Source organism: Desemzia incerta (assembly GCF_900115825.1).
Taxonomy (GTDB): Bacteria; Bacillota; Bacilli; order Lactobacillales; family Carnobacteriaceae; genus Desemzia; species Desemzia incerta.
The window spans coordinates 1-15,641 of the sequence record NZ_FOXW01000011.1 but is presented as its reverse complement, the minus strand read 5'-3'; the positions used below and the strand labels follow the sequence as shown (position 1 = coordinate 15,641).

The window sequence follows — 15,641 nt, the reverse complement described above, 5'->3', positions numbered from 1 at the left end:
TTCGATGGAAGTGAAAATGACTGGAATCAAGAAAAGTTTTGACAGCAACTCTGTTCTTAGAGGAGTAGATTTTGATATTCGTGCTGGAGAAGTTCATGCTTTGATGGGAGAAAACGGAGCAGGTAAATCGACATTGATGAATATTTTGACAGGATTGCATAAGGCAGACGCTGGAGAAATCGTGATCGACGGGAAACAACAACTTTTTGCCAATCCGAAAGAAGCGGAAGATTATGGCGTAAGTTTTATCCATCAAGAGATGAACACGTGGCCGGAAATGACTGTTTTAGAGAATTTATTTATCGGAAAAGAAATCAAAAACAAAATCGGATTGATCCAAACGAAAAAAATGAAAGAGTTAGCCAATCAAACGTTCAGCGATTTGGGTGTGCAATTGGATTTGGACAAAGACGTGAAAGACCTTTCTGTAGGACAGCAGCAAATGATCGAAATCGCTAAATCATTGATGACGAACGCACAAGTCATCATCATGGATGAGCCGACAGCCGCTTTAACGGAACGCGAGATCGATGTCTTGTTTAAAACGATCCATACATTGACTGAAAAGAATGTATCAATCATTTACATCTCTCACCGCATGGAAGAGATTTTCAAAATCAGTGACCGCATCACTGTCATGCGTGATGGCGTATCGATTGATACAACTATGACAAAAGAGACGACAAATGATGGAGTCGTGCGCAAAATGGTTGGGCGAGATCTAGAAGATTACTATCCGACGAAACATTCGAAAATCGGAGAGGTTGCATTTGAAGCAAAAGGCCTGACACAAAAAGACCGCTTCAAAGACATTACGTTCAATGTGAAATCCGGAGAGATCGTTGGTTTTTCAGGATTGATGGGAGCGGGTCGAACAGAGATCATGCGCAGTATTTTCGGGATGGATCCTCTAGACGAAGGAGAAATGATTTTAGAAGGCAAGAAATTGACGATCAAAAATCCAAGTGCAGCGATCAAAGAAGGCATCGGATTCTTAACGGAGAACCGAAAAGAAGAAGGTTTGGTACTGGATTACTCGTTACGAGACAATATCAGCTTGCCATCGATCGACGGCTTCAGCAAATACGGGATAATTGATACCAAAGCAGAAAGCGATTTCTCGACAATGTTGATGAAACGCTTGAATGTCAAAGCAGTTGATGAATTTGATCCTGCATCTAGTTTGTCCGGCGGGAATCAACAAAAAGTCGTTTTAGCCAAATGGATCGGAATCGGTTCAAAAGTCTTGATTTTGGACGAGCCTACTCGAGGCGTTGACGTTGGGGCTAAACGAGAAATCTATCAATTGATGAATGAATTAGCGGACAGAGGAGTTGCGATCATTATGGTATCGAGCGACCTTCCGGAAATATTAGGAGTCAGCGACCGAGTAATCGTAGTACACGAAGGAAATATCGCTGGCGAGTTGTCAAAACAAGAAGCGACAGAAGAAAAAATTATGAAATTTGCAACGGGAGGGTATTAATATGATTGATACAAAACAAATGAAAGAAAATAAAAACACACGCATCTCAAAAGATTTCCTCGGAAAATTAGGGCCGCTATTGGCATTGGTCGTCTTGATTTTATTAGTAACGATCATGAACCCTGGGTTTATTGCTCCGACAAACGTATTGAATTTATTGAGACAAGTATCGACTAATGCATTGATTGCTTTCGGGATGACATTTGTCATCATTACAGGCGGGATCGATTTATCGGTTGGTTCTACATTGGCATTGAGCAGTGCGTTGATGGCAGGAACGATTGCTGCCGGAGTGGATCCTTTACTGGCTATGTTATTGAGCTTGATCTTAGGAACTGTACTGGGTGCTGTGAATGGGTTGTTGATCACAAAAGGTAAAATGGCTCCATTTATTGCTACTTTAGCAACGATGACGATCTACCGAGGATTAACGCTTGTGTACACGGACGGAAACCCAATCACAGGAATCGGCGACAGCTTCATTTTCAAATTTGCTGGACGTGGCTACTTATTTGGTATTCCTTTCCCAGTTGTTTTGATGGTCATCAGTTTCCTTCTATTATTTGTCTTACTGCACAAAATGACATTTGGACGGAAAACATTTGCGATCGGTGGAAATGAGAAAGCTTCTTTCATCGCTGGGATCAAAAATGACAAAATCAAAATTGGTGTTTATGCATTATCTGGTTTGATGGCTTCACTTGCAGGAATCATTATCACTTCAAGACTTAACTCAGCGCAACCGACAGCTGGAACATCTTACGAGATGGACGCGATCGCTTCAGTGGTTCTTGGCGGAACCAGCTTATCAGGCGGACGCGGAAGAATCGTAGGAACATTGATCGGTGCATTGATTATTGGAACATTGAACAATGGAATGAACTTGCTGGGAATCTCAAGTTTCTACCAACAAGTGGTTAAAGGGATCGTTATCATCATTGCCGTATTATTGGACAGAAAAAATAAAAAATAATCGTGGAGGAATGACCAGCATGAAAAAAATATTGAGTTTGGCAACAGCAGCGACTTTATTTTTAGCAGGGTGCGGGGCAGCAACATTGGAAGGCGAAAATGCCACGCTGGATGAAGTAGTGGAAAAAGACCCTTCAGAATTAGTTGTAGGAGTTTCAATTTCAACGTTGAACAATCCGTTTTTTGTTTCTTTGGACCAAGGTATCTCAGAATTAGCTGAAGAAAACGGTACGACAGTCAAAAGTGTAGATGCTCAAAACGATACGGCTAAGCAGACAAATGACGTAGATGACTTGATCCAACAAGGCGTGGACATTCTATTGATCAATCCAGTTGATTCATCAGCCATCACGCCAGCCGTTGAATCGGCTAATGCTTCCGGAATCCCGGTCATTACGATCGACCGTTCAAGTGAAGGCGGACAAGTCGTGACTTTAGTAGCGTCAGACAACGCTGTAGGTGGCGAAATGGCTGCCGAATACATCAAAGAAATCTCAGGAGCAGATGCTGCAACGGTTCAATTAGAAGGTACACCTGGGGCATCAGCTACTCGTGAACGTGGTAAAGGATTTACGAATGTTGCTGAGGAATCTTTAAACGTAATCGACAGCCAAACAGCCAATTTTGACCGCGCTGAAGGGTTGACGGTTATGGAAAATATGCTTCAAGCTAACCCAGACATCAAAGCAGTCTTTGCTCAAAATGATGAAATGGCTTTAGGAGCTATCGAAGCAATCCAAGCGGCAGGTCTGACAGAAGAGATTCAAGTCGTTGGATTTGACGGAACAGAAGACGGCATCAAAGCTGTAGAAGCAGGCACATTGAGTGCAACAGTGGCTCAAAAACCAGAAGAGATGGGTAAACTTGCGATGCAAGCTGCTATTGACTACTTTGCTGGTGAAACACTGGAAGAGTACATCGCTTCTCCATTAGAATTGGTAACAAATGAAGAATAAGAGTGGATAGATAGGAGAGCACCGACAGCCAATTTGGGCTGTCGGTGCTTTTTTTGGTTGAGGTTGTTTGAATTGGTGGATTTAGGCAGGGGTTTCGGCCATGAGCAATTAGGATTAGTCGCTCACGGCCGTATCGGAGGCTCTATTTGTCCATGAGCACTGAAACGTTGCCGCTCATAGCCGGGAAAAAATAAAAAGCCGTCCATGAGCTCTCATGAAGATCGCTTTATGGACGAAGAACTGCCTCCTCGTCACCGTCTACCGCTAAAAAACTATAAGCAACAATACAGATAGCATCGTTCTATTCAAGTAGGCAAGATTTTATGGATCTAAGTGGGGGTTTCAGCCATGAAGAGCAACGTTAGAACGCTCATGGCTGACTACAAATGAGAATCGGCCATGACGCTATAAAATAAGCTGCTGATGGCCGAAACTGGTCATGCAAACGGCCATGAGCAAAAAAAGTAACGAACTCATGGCCGAAATAAACAATAACTTAATCACTTTTGATAAAATTAAAAAAAATTATCGTTATCATAAAACAGAAGAGGTAATCAAAATAGTTGAAGTTTTTTTAAGAATATTGTTACTCTGTAGACAGGAAGAGCATTGCAGAGGAGGAAAGATTGATGAGTGAAGAAACAATTTTGATTACAGGTGCAGGTACTGGATTCGGGAAAGACATTGCCTTTCGATTAGCTGAGATGGGGAAAAACGTCATTGCCAGCGTTGAAGCGATGTCGCAAGTTTCAGCTTTAGAAAAAGAAGCTCGAGAAAAAAGTGTCTCGATGCAAATTGAAAAGTTGGATATTACGAATGAAAAAGACCGGAAAAAAGCTTGGGAATGGGACGTCGATGTATTGGTGAACAATGCGGCTATCAAAGAAGGCGGTTCGCTGGTAGATATTCCTGAAGAAAATTTGCGCAGACAATTTGACGTGAACGCTATTAGTCAAATTTTGTTAACGCAAAAGTTTGCACGAAAAATGATCCAAAAGAAACAAGGACGAATCGTCTTTACTTCTTCGGTATCCGGTTTGATGGTGAATCCATTCTCTGGTCCGTATGCTGGATCGAAATATGCCTTGGAAGCTTTCGCCGACACATTAAGCAGAGAGCTGCAGGAATTTAATATTGAAGTAGCAACGATCAATCCAGGACCTTATTTAACAGGATTTAACGATCGGGAGTTTGAGACATGGAAAGATTGGCCTGAAGATCCAGAACGTGTTTTCAATATGGAAGAGATCTCGTTTCCATTTGAACAGTATGATCCAAAAGAAGTGGTGGAACCGGCGATTAAAGTTATCTTAGGAGAAACCAAGCAATACCGTAATGTGGTTCCTGAAAGCATGATCCAGCAAGTGAAAGAGCAAGCAGAAAGTTTATGGACTAAGCAGACCGATGAAGGATTGGGACAACGCAATGAAATGGTCCAAAAAGCTTATGATATCGATCCTGCTACAAAAGCGGAAGATTATTAACTAATAGATTGAAAAGAGGAACTTGAAATTATCAAGTTCCTCTTTTTGAATGAAAGTAGAGATTGAACTCCATTTTTTAGAGAATAAAATCTGATATCTTAATTTATTTTAAAATTCGGGCATTTGTTCTTAAATTCTTCGTATTCTATGGGTATAATAGAAATAAGATTATCTTTTAAAGGAGCTAGTTCCATGGATTTGTTTAAAGATTTTTTACAGCTTTGTCAAAAACAATTTTATTGGAAGAAAAGTTCCCGAATGTTGCTAGCTGTATCTGGCGGTGTCGATTCGATGGTGCTGCTGGATTTGATGAAGCGGCTGCCAAAAGAGCTGAAACCATGGTTCGCAGTAGTTCATGTCAACCACCAGCTCAGAGAAGCTTCTGTTAAAGAAGCGGTTTTTTTAGAACAATTTTGCCAGCAAGCTGAGATCCCTTTTTTCATGACCAAATGGGAAACCAGCCAACATCCTAAAGCCTCTACTGAAGAAGCTGCACGTGAATTCCGGTATGCCTTTTTTAAAACAGTATTTGCTGAGCAGCAGGCTACCCATTTGTTGACAGCTCATCATGGAGACGACCAGATAGAAACCATCTTGATGCGGTTGGTACGCGGTGGGTCATTAGAAAGTATGGCGGGTATCAAAGCCGTTCGATCTTTTTCATCAGGACTGTTGGTGAGACCGTTATTGCCTTATACAAAAGAACAACTGTACCAATACAGTGACGAACAGCAGCTGCACTATTTTGAAGATGAGACCAATCAAAGTTCAGTATACACCCGGAATCGTTACCGCAATCAAGTGATTCCGCTGCTGAAAGAAGAAAATCCTCAACTGGTCCCGCATTTTTCTGACTTTTCAACTGATTTACAAGATGTTCTGGCTGTTGCGCAAATAGAAGTCCAACGCCAATTGAAACGCATCAGCAAGAAAACGACTGATGGAAGACTTCAGTTGGATCGAATTAGGTATCTGGAAATGGATCAAAGTCTTCAGCGATTGGTCGTGCAAGAGTTGCTGATGATGGTTTATCAACAAGGAGACCACCTGTTTCAACGGCAGCACATCCAAGCTGTCCATGACTTGTTGATCAGTCCGCATCCAAATGGTCAAATTGACTTACCAGGACAGTGGATAGCGAAACGAAGGTATGATACGTTGTTTTTTACCTTACCAGAATCAGTCAAAGTTTCAGTGAAAGAACCTAAAGAATTACATTTAGGAGAATGGATTCATTTGCCGCAAGGAGGGAAAGTAGGGTTGTTTACAACCGATACTTTCTTAGACATCGGGCATCAAAAGGTAATGTGGGTGAATGCTGACAGTGTCGAGCTTCCGCTGGTGATTCGTCGACGCCAACCTGGAGACCGGATGTCGCTGAAGGGTACGGGAGGAACCAAAAAAATCAAAGATGTGCTGATTGATCAAAAAGTTCCGCTCGAGCAGCGAGACGAATTGAGAGTCGTGTGTGATGCCGAGGGGAAAGTACTTTGTTTTCTGGGATACAAAGATTCAAGATTGTCTATTGAGCGGGAAACTGATACAATACAGTACATACTAATTCATAGCCAAAACGGCAATGAGAGCTAAAAGGAGAACTTACTATTATGCAAAACGATATCGAAAAAATTCTAGTGTCTGAAGAAGAAATACAGAAAAGAACACAAGAGTTGGGAGCAGAATTGAGCGCAGAATATAAAGACAAAAACCCTCTTGTAGTTGGGATTTTAAAAGGCGCTATCCCATTTTTATCTGATTTGACGAAAGCAATGGACGTGAAATTGGAAATGGATTTCATGGATGTCTCTAGTTATGGAAGTGCTATGGTTTCTTCTGGAGAGGTCAAAATCTTGAAAGACTTGGATACGAATGTAGAAGGACGCAATATTTTAATCGTGGAAGACATCATCGATAGCGGACGTACGTTATCTTACATCATTGATATGTTCAAATACCGCAAAGCAAAATCCATCAAGATCGTTACGTTGTTAGACAAGCCAGAAGGTCGTGTTGTACCACTGGAAGCTGATTATGTTGGTTTCTTGGTGCCAAACGAATTTGTAGTAGGATACGGTTTAGACTTCATCGAACATTACCGCAACCTTCCTTATATTGGAGTATTAAAACCAGAGATTTACGAGTAAAAAGATTTGGTCAAGTATGGTCAAATATGATATGATAAAGTAGATTCAGTCGCAATAAATAGGGAAATAATGAAAAAAATGGAATGAAAGTAAGGGAGGTCGACTGTGTGAAAAAAGGATTCTTGAAAAATGGGATTTTTTACGCCATAGTGTTTATCGGAATCATCGGAATCGTATCTTGGGCAACTGGAGGAAACTCTAATGAGCAAAGCCAAGGTATTTCCGCAAGTGAATTTATAACACAATTGGAAAGTAATGAAATCAAATCATTTACCATGCAACCAACTGCTGGAGTTTATACCATCACAGGGTCATACCGTGATGAACAGCCAGTAGAGGAATCAGAACAAAGTGATATTCCGATTCTTGGAACAAGCGATTCAGAAGTAACAAACTTTACGACAACTGTTTTACAAAATGATCCAATGATCTCAGAAATCTGGGATCTGTCAAAAGAAAATAATATTGAAGTAACTCCAATACAAGAAGAGTCATCTGGCGTTTGGGTAACGCTATTGATATCTGTATTGCCGCTAGTTATTTTTATCTTCTTCATTTACATGATGATGGGACAAAGCGGACAAGGCGGCGGAGGCCAAGGCGGCCGAGGCGTCATGAACTTTGGAAAATCAAAAGCTAAAGAAGCTGATACTAAAGCAAGTAAAGTACGCTTTTCAGATGTAGCTGGAGCAGAAGAAGAAAAAGAAGAATTAGTAGAAGTAGTCGAGTTCTTAAAAGATCCAAGACGTTTCGCTAATTTAGGTGCACGTATTCCTGCAGGGGTATTACTAGAAGGACCTCCAGGTACAGGTAAGACATTGCTTGCTAAAGCCGTTGCCGGTGAAGCAGGAGTACCATTCTACTCGATTTCAGGTTCTGAATTCGTAGAAATGTTCGTTGGGGTTGGGGCAAGCCGTGTACGTGACTTGTTTGAGACAGCTAAGAAAAATGCACCAGCGATCATCTTTATCGATGAGATCGATGCTGTAGGTCGTCAACGTGGAGCCGGTATGGGCGGCGGACACGATGAACGTGAACAAACACTGAACCAATTGCTTGTTGAAATGGATGGTTTCTCTGGAAATGAAGGAATCATCGTTATTGCAGCAACAAACCGTGCAGACGTATTAGACCCGGCTTTACTTCGTCCAGGCCGTTTTGACCGTCAAATCATGGTTGGTCGTCCAGACGTTAAAGAACGTGAAGCTATTCTAAAAGTACATGCGAAAAACAAACCATTAGCTGCTGATGTGGACCTAGGTGTTGTTGCAAGACAAACACCAGGATTTGCCGGAGCAGATTTGGAAAACTTGTTGAACGAAGCGGCTTTAGTAGCTGCTCGTAGAAACAAAAAATCTATTGATGCATTAGACATCGATGAAGCGCAAGACCGTGTTATTGCTGGTCCTGCTAAGAAAGACCGTGTCATCAGTAAAACTGAACGCTCTATGGTTGCTTACCATGAAGCGGGACATACTATCGTTGGTATGGTATTGAATGATGCTCGTGTCGTTCATAAAGTTACGATCGTACCACGTGGGCGTGCTGGCGGATATGCTATCATGTTACCTAAAGAAGATCGCTTCTTGATGACGAAAAAAGAAATGACAGAACAAATCGTTGGATTGCTTGGAGGACGTGTAGCTGAAGAAATGATCTTCAACTCTAAATCTTCTGGAGCAAGTAATGACTTCCAACAAGCTACTCAATTGGCTCGCAGCATGGTAACAGAATATGGTATGAGTGATAAATTGGGTACCGTACAATACGAAGGAAACAACCAAGTATTCTTGGGACGTGACTACGGAAGTACGAAAGGCTACTCTGAACAAATTGCTTACCAAATCGACCAAGAAGTATTGGCGATCATGAATGAAGCGCACACTGAAGCGCGCAGAATTCTTGAAGAGCATGCACAAGAGTTGAAATTGATCGCTGAAAAACTGCTTGAATTAGAAACATTAGATGAACGCACAATCAAGAGTCTATTTGAAACAGGGGAAATGCCTCCTGTAACAGAAGACGAAGAGTTCCCACGTGAAAAACGTGAAGGAGAAGGTTTATCTTTTGAAGAAATCAAGAGAGCTCGCGAACAAAAAGAAAAAGAACGTGAGCAGCAAGCGAGAGCTCAAGGACAAGAAGCACAGGAAGATCCTGAAAAACTTGTTGAAGAAGCTAAAAAAGAATTAGGCGAAGATGAAAAAGAGGAATCTTCACAAGGTGACGACACGGCATTGACAACTCAAGGCAATGACGTTCCTGATGAAGAGGACAAACAAGATTCCCCTAAACAGTAGACAAAGCATAAAGTAGGATGGTATACTGTCCTTACAAAAAGGAAGAGGGTTGCGGGAAATTCCGCAACCCTCTTTCATACTGAATGAGAATGCAAACGAATAGAAAGTAGGGAAATGAATGTCAGACTATTTATTAAAGAGTGTATGTTATGATGGCCAAATCCGTGTATTTACAATCGATGCTACTGAAACAGTTGCAGAAGCTCAACGTCGTCATGACACATGGAGTGCTTCTTCAGCAGCATTAGGTCGTACGATGGTAGGAGCTCTTTTACTAGGAGCAACGGTAAAAGGCGATGAAAAATTAACGGTTAAAATTGAAGGTAACGGTCCAACGGGACACATTGTTGCTGACAGTAACGGAAAAGGAACGGTAAAAGGATACATTGCCAATCCTAAAGTAAGCCTTCCGTTGAATGAAAAAGGAAAAATCGATGTTCGAGGTGCTGTAGGTACTGAAGGGACATTGACGATCACGAAAGATCTAGGATTAAAAGAAGCCTTTTCTGGACAAGTTCCGTTGATCAGTGGAGAATTAGCTGAGGACTTTACGTACTACATGGCAACCAGTGAACAAACACCATCAGCATTTGGTTTGAGTGTATTAGTAGACACTGATGAGTCAATCAAAGCAGCTGGAGGATTCATGATTCAAGTTATGCCTGGAGCTACAGAAGAAACAATCACAGCTATCGAAAAAGCTATCGAAAACATCCCAATGGTGTCTCGTTTGATGGAAAACGGAGAAACTCCTGAAGGAATCCTTGATCGTTTAGTCGGTGAAGGAAATGCAAAAGTGTTGGATAAAATGCCAATTTCTTTTGAATGTGACTGTTCTAAAGATCGTTTTGCTGGTGCAATCGTTTCTTTAGGTAAAAAAGAAATCGATGAAATGATTACTGAAGATCATGGCGCTGAAGCGGTATGCCACTTCTGTGGAAATAAATACCACTACTCAGAACAAGAATTAGAAGACTTAAAAGCGAACGCTTAAAAATAAGCATTCTATAAACTGTTGAAAAGACCCTTAATGAGGGTGCTTTTCAGCAGTTTTTTTTGTTTTTAGAGGATTTGGCTGGTCGCAAGGTGATTTGCGTGCCGTAATTGGGGTGAAAAGTGAAAAAAAGGGACGCAAAAGTAGGTTGCGTTCCGTTTTGGGCAGAAAAGGTACGTTAATGTAACGCAACGAATATTTGCGTTCCCTTTTGAAGGATAGCAGCTCAATTTCGTCACGCAAAAGGAATTGAGCTAAATTCTCTTGCCGAATTTTAAATTGTTGCAATTGAAAAATAAAAGCGTTAAACTTATTGGGAGAACCCTACAAAAAGTAAGAAGAATAGCGAAAATTAGGAGGCTTTACGTATATGGTAAAAGTAGTTCATTCAATTTCAGATTTGATTGGAGAAACACCTCTATTAAGATTAACAAAAGTGGCACCACCTGATGCTGCGGAAGTATATGTGAAATTAGAATCATTTAATCCGGGCGGAAGTGTCAAAGACCGTATCGCATTAAATATGATCGAAGTAGCTGAACAAGAAGGTAAATTAAAAAAAGGCGATACTATCGTAGAACCGACTAGTGGAAACACAGGTGTAGGTTTATCTATGATTGGTGCTGCTAAAGGTTACAAAGTATTGATCGTCATGCCTGACACAATGAGCATGGAACGACGTCAATTAGCACAAGCTTATGGCGCAGAATTATTGTTAACTCCAGGAGCTGACGGTATCAAAGCCTCTATTGCTAAAGCAAAAGAATTGGCAGAACAAGACGGCTACTTTATGCCAATGCAGTTCGATAATTTAGCTAACCCCGCAGTTCACGCAGCAACAACTGGTCCAGAAATTTTAGAAGCCTTCAATGGTGAAGCACCTGATGCTTTTGTGGCAGGAGTAGGTACTGGTGGAACATTGACAGGAGCTGGTAAAGTCTTGAAAAATGTTGACCCAGATATTACGATTTATGCCGTTGAACCAGCGGAATCAGCTGTGTTAAGTGGTGAAGATCCTGGTTCGCATAAAATCCAAGGTATCGGTACTGGTTTTGTGCCAAATGTATTAGATACTGTTTTATATGATAAAGTAGTAAAAGTAACGAGTGCAGAAGCAGCCGAAATGGCTAGACGTCTGGCGAAAGAAGAAGGGTTATTAGTTGGACCATCTTCTGGTGCAGCGATCAAAGCAGCCATTGACGTAGCTAAAACAATGAAAAGTAGTCAACGAGTTGTAACGGTTGCTCCGGATAATGGTGAGCGCTACCTGTCTACTGGAGTTTTTAACGTAGAACAATAAAAAGATTGACAAAGAGGCAAAGCCATATAGGTTTTGCCTCTTTTGTTTTTGAAGTTTGACTTAACTTAACTATAAGTCACACATTCTTCAAAATAACGGTTCTTTCCAAACTGTATGCAAATGTGTTATCATATATCGTATGAAAATCGTTAAGTATGTTAAACGAAAAAGTTAGGGCGTTAGGGGGTTAAGTCACTAATTGCCTTGCTTTTTTTGCGCACTCTTGGCATGATAAAGAGAGAGCTGAGAAGCTAAAAAGAATGGAGAGAAACTAATGAGCAATGAAAATTCGCATTTAGAAGAATTGAATGATCAATTGCAAGTTCGCCGTGAGAAACTGCAAACGTTGCGTGACCGTAATATTGATCCGTTTGGTGGCAAATTCAAACGTACACATTTATCTAAAGAACTACACGAAACTTATGATGCATTATCCAAAGAAGAAATCGAAGAACAAGAAATCGAAGTAACGGTTGCTGGACGTATTATGACGAAACGTGGTAAAGGTAAAGTTGGGTTTGCTCACTTGCAAGACCGCAAAGGCCAAATCCAAGTTTATGTACGTAAAGACGCTGTTGGCGAAGAGGACTATGAAACATTTCTAAGTGCTGACTTAGGGGACTTCGTAGGTGTTACAGGTTTATTGATGAAAACCAACACTGGAGAAGTAACGGTTAAGCCGACTTCATTGACTCAATTGTCTAAAGCATTGCGTCCATTGCCTGACAAATATCATGGTTTAACAAATGTAGAGCAACGTTACCGTCAACGTTATTTAGATTTGATCAGTAATCCAGAAAGCTATGACCGTTTCGTGAAACGCAGCCAAATCATTGCTGAAGTTCGTAAATATTTGAATAACCAAGACTACATCGAAGTAGAAACACCAACTCTTCATAACATTCCTGGTGGAGCAGCGGCTCGTCCGTTCATTACTCACCACAACGCGTTGGATATGGAATTGTATTTGCGTATTGCTTTGGAATTGCATTTGAAACGATTGGTTGTAGGTGGAATGGAACGTGTTTATGAAATCGGACGCGTATTCCGTAACGAAGGTGTGGATACAACTCACAACCCAGAATTTACGATGTTAGAAGTTTATACAGCATACACAGATTATGAAGACGTAATGGACTTAACTGAAGGTATGATTCGTACAGTTGCTCAAAATGTTCTAGGCACTGGGAAATTCACGTACAATGAAATCGAAATCGACTTAGAGTCTACATGGAAGAGAATCCATATGGTTGATGCTATCAAAGAACAAACAGGCGTTGATTTTTGGCAAGAAATGACCGATGAAGAAGCGCGCGAAATTGCTAAAAAACACAATGTTCAAGTTGAAGCGCATAGCCAATTTGGTCATGTGGTAAATGAATTCTTCGAAGAATTTGTAGAAGAAACGTTGGTACAGCCAACATTTGTTTACGGACATCCTGTTGAGATCTCACCATTAGCGAAGAAAAACACTGAAGACGCACGCTTCACAGATCGTTTCGAAGTATTCATCGTTGGAAATGAATACGGAAATGCGTTCAGTGAGTTAAACGATCCAATCGATCAAAGAGAACGATTCGAACAACAAATGAAAGAGCGCGAACAAGGAAACGACGAAGCTCATCAAATCGATGAAGACTTTATCGAATCATTAGAATACGGTATGCCTCCAACAGGTGGACTTGGAATAGGAATTGACCGTTTAGTCATGTTATTGACAAATGCACAATCTATTCGAGACGTACTGTTATTCCCAACTATGCGTAATCTATAAAATATAAATGACCAAGACGCTTTTGTCTTGGTTATTTTTTTTGCGGTTACGAGGATAAGGTGATTTGTTCACAGATCATAAAGAAACATAGTATAATGCATGTAAAGGAGAAGTACTTAATGAAGATAAACAAACGTCATGACTATCAACGGACGTACATAATAATGGAAGCATTGTCTGTACCAACTTCAAATCAGAGAAGGTAAAGAAAAGACAGGTGCGTTTCTTCAAGAGCTCTCCTTTAAGTATAGAATAGACATAAAAGATGAGGAGTGTATAAACTATGAAAGACTCGAAGTATATTTCCTTTCTGGGTGGAAAGAACCTGTTGTTCACACTAGGAGTAGCCATTATGATTGGAATATTGATTTTTATTTATGATCAGATAAGTTTTGTTTTTGAACCGCTGCTGGTTTTCTTTTCTTCTATAGTAGCACCAGTCATTTTAGCTGTGTTGACTTATTTTTTATTCAACCCGCTAATTGACTGGTTGGAAAAGCATCGTTTAAAACGAGTGTGGGGAGTTATTCTTCTGTTTTTAGTATTGATTGGTGCTTTAGTAGGGTTGATATTTTTGGTGGTGCCTTATATTAGCGAACAAGTGACTCAGTTTGTAGTAGCTTTTCCAGAATATGTGGACAACATCGGCGCAACTATTATGGGGTGGACGGACAATTCAGTTTTTGAAGATACAGCTAACAATGTGATTGAATGGTTTAACGGATGGATAGGAGAATTACCTAGCAATATTGTTGATTATCTGACAACTGCTGTATCAGGAATATCTACGGTAGTCTCTACAGTGTCTAATTTTGTTGTGATCATGGTAACTTTCCCAATTATCTTATTCTTCCTATTGAAAGACGACAAAAAATTCTTCAGCTATGTGATGAAAGTCATTCCGCCGAAATATCGTAAAGAAACTCGTGATTTAGGATTAATCATTGCAGACCAAGTAGGATCTTATGTCAAAGGTCAACTAACGATCTCATTATTCCTTGGTATTATGATGTTTATTGGTTTTACTATTATTGGGTTGGACTATGCAGGAATATTAGCTATTGTAGCCAGTGTTACAAGCGTTACAAGCGTTATACCTTATATCGGTGCTACATTGGCCATGGTTCCCGCAGTTATTATTGCGTTAACTACCTCATGGTTCATGTTAGTTAAACTGATCATTGTTTGGCTAGTTGTACAATTTGTAGATGGAAATTTTGTTGAACCAAACGTTATGGGGAAAAACTTGAAAATCCATCCATTAACTATCATTATTGTTTTGCTGGTACTAGGTGAACTATTAGGGTTAGTCGGGTTGATACTAGGAGTTCCGATTTATGCGATCAGTAGAGTCGTTGTTACCTTCATCTTCCGCAAATTCAAACAACGATACAATCGTTACTACGCTGATGAAGCGGGCGAATACGAAAACGTAGAATTCTCTCCAAGTACTTATCAAGAAGACGAAGAGAGTAAATAAAGACTGAAGCGTGCTTTAGCACAATATAATAGATGCAGAAGGAGCAGCAGAGGCTGCTCCTTCTTTCTGTATAATCAGGTAATCAATTCAATTGAGTAAAAATACATAGTATTGGATAGATAAACAAATTGACCATTCACTGCGAACTAAAAGAGATAAACGAATGTTGAGTTGTACCAGAATAGGATTATTCGTTTTAAATAAAAGAAAAAGGGAGAAAAAATCAGATTTTAAATTTAATGTTCAGAAATCTGAAAAAAGTAAAAAAAATGAAAGAATTTGTTTGACGAAACCTTATCAGGGTGGTATATTAGTACATGTCGCTGAGACAGAACGACAAATTCTAAAAAAACATTTTTAAAAAAAGTGTAAAAAAGTTGTTGACGAACAGTTAAACATCTGGTATTATTTAGAAGTTGTCAAAACGACAGCGCAACACGAAATTAGACCTTTGAAAACTAAACAAAGTAAGACGAACCAAACGTGTAAGGAGTTTCGGCAAGTGCCGAAACAACAACATTAGTGAATAATTATTCGCTAGCAATCAATTAATGAGCTTCAAGCATCATTAAGCAGTCACCTTCGGGTGACGACTTTATATGAGAGTTTGATCCTGGCTCAGGACGAACGCTGGCGGCGTGCCTAATACATGCAAGTCGAACGCTTCCTACCGGTGCTTGCACCGGGAAAGAAGAGTGGCGGACGGGTGAGTAACACGTGGGTAACCTACCTACAAGCGGGGGATAACATTCGG

At 40.4% G+C, this 15,641-nt stretch carries 11 protein-coding genes and 1 rRNA gene; all 12 read left to right on the top strand.

The window, feature by feature from the left end; all coding sequences use genetic code 11:
• Positions 1-4: 4 nt before the first annotated feature.
• On the top strand, positions 5-1,486 hold the full coding sequence (locus BM137_RS10805) for a sugar ABC transporter ATP-binding protein (protein WP_092481184.1): 1,482 nt from the start codon (positions 5-7) through the stop codon (positions 1,484-1,486).
• Between the two features lies 1 nt (position 1,487).
• Positions 1,488-2,459 (top strand): ABC transporter permease, encoded by a 972-nt coding sequence (locus tag BM137_RS10800; RefSeq protein WP_425248187.1) that lies wholly within the window; start codon positions 1,488-1,490, stop codon positions 2,457-2,459.
• Positions 2,460-2,478: 19 nt separating this feature from the next.
• Complete coding sequence (locus tag BM137_RS10795; protein ID WP_092481183.1) at positions 2,479-3,414, top strand: D-ribose ABC transporter substrate-binding protein; 936 nt, start codon at positions 2,479-2,481, stop codon at positions 3,412-3,414.
• A gap of 629 nt (positions 3,415-4,043) precedes the next feature.
• Positions 4,044-4,898: an SDR family oxidoreductase gene (locus BM137_RS10785; RefSeq protein ID WP_092481181.1), complete on the top strand. Its 855-nt coding sequence runs from the start codon at positions 4,044-4,046 to the stop codon at positions 4,896-4,898.
• Positions 4,899-5,090: 192 nt separating this feature from the next.
• Positions 5,091-6,488 carry a tRNA lysidine(34) synthetase TilS gene (tilS, locus tag BM137_RS10780; RefSeq protein ID WP_092481180.1) on the top strand — a complete coding sequence of 466 codons (1,398 nt, stop codon included), beginning with the start codon at positions 5,091-5,093 and terminating at the stop codon, positions 6,486-6,488.
• Positions 6,489-6,502: 14 nt separating this feature from the next.
• A complete protein-coding gene (hpt, locus tag BM137_RS10775; protein WP_092481179.1) occupies positions 6,503-7,042 on the top strand; it encodes a hypoxanthine phosphoribosyltransferase in 540 nt (179 codons plus the stop codon).
• A gap of 83 nt (positions 7,043-7,125) precedes the next feature.
• On the top strand, positions 7,126-9,339 hold the full coding sequence (gene ftsH, locus BM137_RS10770; RefSeq protein ID WP_092481178.1) for an ATP-dependent zinc metalloprotease FtsH: 2,214 nt from the start codon (positions 7,126-7,128) through the stop codon (positions 9,337-9,339).
• Between the two features lie 118 nt (positions 9,340-9,457).
• Positions 9,458-10,333 (top strand): Hsp33 family molecular chaperone HslO, encoded by an 876-nt coding sequence (gene hslO, locus BM137_RS10765; RefSeq protein WP_092481177.1) that lies wholly within the window; start codon positions 9,458-9,460, stop codon positions 10,331-10,333.
• Positions 10,334-10,703: 370 nt separating this feature from the next.
• Positions 10,704-11,633 carry a cysteine synthase A gene (gene cysK, locus BM137_RS10760; protein WP_092481176.1) on the top strand — a complete coding sequence of 310 codons (930 nt, stop codon included), beginning with the start codon at positions 10,704-10,706 and terminating at the stop codon, positions 11,631-11,633.
• A gap of 274 nt (positions 11,634-11,907) precedes the next feature.
• Positions 11,908-13,407: a lysine--tRNA ligase gene (lysS, locus tag BM137_RS10755; RefSeq protein WP_092481175.1), complete on the top strand. Its 1,500-nt coding sequence runs from the start codon at positions 11,908-11,910 to the stop codon at positions 13,405-13,407.
• Positions 13,408-13,690: 283 nt separating this feature from the next.
• Positions 13,691-14,887: an AI-2E family transporter gene (locus tag BM137_RS10750; protein ID WP_244887694.1), complete on the top strand. Its 1,197-nt coding sequence runs from the start codon at positions 13,691-13,693 to the stop codon at positions 14,885-14,887.
• Positions 14,888-15,482: 595 nt separating this feature from the next.
• A 16S ribosomal RNA gene (locus BM137_RS10740) occupies positions 15,483-15,641 on the top strand; the annotation flags it as partial.